General features: G+C 37.7%; 3 protein-coding genes. All 3 read right to left on the bottom strand.

Features of this window, described 5'->3' with window-relative positions:
* Nucleotides 1-185, bottom strand: a 185-nt coding sequence (locus tag KPX09_RS05175) for a hypothetical protein (protein ID WP_249549290.1), incomplete at its 3' end; no start/stop codon positions are given.
* Between the two features lie 1100 nt (nt 186-1285).
* Nucleotides 1286-1420, bottom strand: coding sequence for a hypothetical protein (locus KPX09_RS05655; RefSeq protein WP_275973679.1), 135 nt, complete (start codon nt 1418-1420; stop codon nt 1286-1288).
* 69 nt (nt 1421-1489) lie between these two features.
* On the bottom strand, nt 1490-1770 hold a 281-nt coding region (locus KPX09_RS05170; RefSeq protein WP_249549289.1), incomplete at its 5' end, for a hypothetical protein.

Below are 1770 nucleotides of genomic sequence, written 5' to 3'. Positions count from 1 at the left end.
AACATACCCTGTAAGTATTGAAGCATAAAGACTAAAATACTATAGAACTCTGGATAAGGGGTGTTATGCTGAATTTTGTTTAGCAAAACACCGCAAAATTCCGTCGAATCAATTTCTGCATCTGTATCCAGAAGTGATTTTATAGAAAGAAGAACAAGAGATTCCAATCTACGACTTGCGTGCATTGTATCACCATTTAATATACTAATATTAGCATTCTATACTTAATAATACACAAATTATATTTTTTTCTTAATATTTTTTATGCAGAACAAAATTTTTTGGGGTTTTTAGTAGAATGTCCTAATATTCCCAATGAATTTAATGTTAGTAATTGGTTATGTGTTCTTTAGATGATTGCAAAATTCATGGAGTACGCTAGTGCCTTAGAGCTCATCCATGTAGAACTTGTAGATTGTTTTGTGGAAACAGGGGTATATATTATGGCGTCGTGCAAAAAATACAGCAAGATAGTTTAAGAGACTTAGATCGCTGCTGAAGGTAATGACGCATAAAAATATGCTGATGCATCTAGTTGTTGTTTAAAGCAGATTTTCGCAGCTGTACGATATTGCAAACTGGAGCTTTTTTGAGGTAAAGGGTGTGATTCTGTATTGTGTTTCTTGCTGAGAGATGCGAAATGTTCCATCCTTTCTGTCGGATAAGTGAGGTTGAATCATGAGGGAAATTCGTGTACCCCCATGAGCTGAAGAAATTTTGTTGTGGCAGTGAGGTGCTTAGTGAAATTCTGCCGAGGGGTTTTCTGATATGCGTCTTTCTATAACTTATTCCCAACGCTTGCATGCAGCAATCACCTCGCGGTTAGTGTTGCGTGTTTTGTGCAAGGGTAATGTTAATTAATGTGGATTTAAGGGTAGTAGTATGAACATTGGTAATAGTGGGATGATAGAAACTTATCTATTATCTATATACGCGTTTGATAATACAGGTAGTGACTTAGTGCTATTTTAGGTTATGCAAGGAGACACGGTATAGTTAGTATTGATACTAATTTTAGTATAACTCATACCGCACTTCTTGTAACATGTTTTACTGAGAAGTTGTATAGATAGAGCAAGAAGTTTATTCCCAGATTTATGTTGATGCGTGATTGGTTCAAAGTGTTAGTTGCCAATACCAAATAGAGTGTCTACGTATTCTGGTGTTTTCAGAGTTGAGTAGCTGTCTTTTGATAACCCATATATGAGCGCTAACTGTACGCACATCGGTATGCAGTAACAGAGCAGTAACGATGTTAAAAGTGGAGGAGGCTATTTTTGCAAGGTTATTTTTTGATAGATCTCCTGCTTTTTCCCTTAATAAGGGTATTTTCAGGCACCTCATCCTCATCATACTGCGCAATAACGCACTTGAAGAGGGCATCATAACACTCCGTCCTCTGCCCTAATGAGTCATCCATACACTTTGATACTTTTCTTGTTCAACCTGTATTGCAGTTATTGTATGACCTCTATGTTAGCTGCATCATCTAGAGGTCAATGCTTTGTTCCTCCAAGTGATTTTGAGCAGTGTAGCGCTCCGCTGTTATAGCTGATAGCTGCGTATGCACTTCTGCAGTTACGGTTATTGTCTTAGGTGTCTTAGGTGTCTTAGGTGTCTTAGGTGTCTTAGGTGGGGAAGGTTGAGAGTCTGAGTTTCTAGAAGAGCTTCTACTGGAAGGAGATGTTACCATTAACAATTCAAGTAGTTCTTCTTCCTCTGTGGTGAGTTTTGTATCAGGATCCCCTTCAATTAGCATATCCTCTTCAT

This window comes from Anaplasma phagocytophilum (genome assembly GCF_023476575.1).
GTDB lineage: Bacteria > Pseudomonadota > Alphaproteobacteria > Rickettsiales > Anaplasmataceae > Anaplasma > Anaplasma phagocytophilum_A.
Note: the sequence above shows the minus strand (reverse complement) of the source record. Positions and strands in the feature narration are given on the sequence as shown.

Coding starts and splice junctions, on each gene's coding strand:
- KPX09_RS05655 (WP_275973679.1), bottom strand. CDS start 1,420: ATGGATGACTCATTAGGGCAGAGGACGGAGTGTTATGATGCCCTCTTC.